Here is a 981-nt window from a genome sequence, read left to right on the forward strand (position 1 = left end):
TTATCCCCGGCCAGCATTACGACACGGTCGGGGTGGCGCCGCTTCTCGAACCGGCTGATTTCGAGGGACTTCTTGCTGACAAGGCGTTCGATGTCCACTGGATCGTGGACACCATACGCGCGCAAGGAGCCCGCGTGGTCATTCCCCAGCGTCGGAACCGCCTCGACAGGCGATCCTTCGATGGGGCCCTGTTCAAGGCGCGCCATCTCATCGAGAACTTCTTCTGCAAGCTCAAGGAGTTCAAGCGCATCGCCATGCGAAGCGACAAGACCGACAGATCATTCGCAGCGATGATTTATCTCACCGCCGCAATCATCAATTCGCGTTAATTCCCAACAGACCCCAAAAAGCTTCAGGAAGCGCCGCCTTTTTGAAAAAAGGCAGCGTCCAGAAACTTTTATTTTTTATCAATAAGTTATATCGGGACGCCTTTTATTCCCGGTCAGCCTGCGGGGAATCAGGGCTCCATGCTGTCGGATACTTCAATCCCCCGTCCCACATAACTGCGTGAACGGCCATATCCATAATATATAAGCAGCCCCATTACCCCCCATACCGGCAGGACCAGTATCGCAATCAGGTCCAGTGACAGGTAAAGATAAATGCAGCCAATGATGGCAAGCGGCGCGAACAGCCATATGGCAGGCGCCCGGAACGGGCGGATGCGCGTGGGATCGGTCCGGCGCAGGATCAGGACGGATACCGCCACCATGGCGAATGCAAACAGCGTGCCGGAATTGGAATAGTCCGCCAGTGTCCCCACAGGCAGGAAAGCGGCACCAAGGGCCGTGCCAATGCCGGTTACAATCGTCACGATATGCGGGGTGCGATAGCGGGGATGGACACTGGCAAAGCTGTCGGGCAGCAGGCCATCACGCGCCATGGTGAAAAATATGCGTGTCTGTCCGAAAATCATCATCAGCACGACGGAAGGCAGGGCAATGGTCGCCGCAAGACCGATCAGGTTGCCGATCCGGGTCC

The 981-nt window shown here is 56.7% G+C and carries 2 protein-coding genes; one reads left to right on the plus strand and one right to left on the minus strand.

Annotated elements, in window-relative coordinates; genetic code table 11:
* The coding region (locus F1542_RS01185; RefSeq protein ID WP_193731405.1) for a transposase at positions 1-329 on the plus strand (329 nt) is incomplete at its 5' end.
* 128 nt (positions 330-457) lie between these two features.
* Here F1542_RS01185 and F1542_RS01190 read toward each other — a convergent pair.
* On the minus strand, positions 458-981 hold a 524-nt coding region (locus F1542_RS01190; RefSeq protein WP_193731406.1), incomplete at its 5' end, for an amino acid permease.

This window comes from Komagataeibacter sp. FXV3, from assembly GCF_015155755.1.
Lineage (GTDB): Bacteria > Pseudomonadota > Alphaproteobacteria > Acetobacterales > Acetobacteraceae > Komagataeibacter.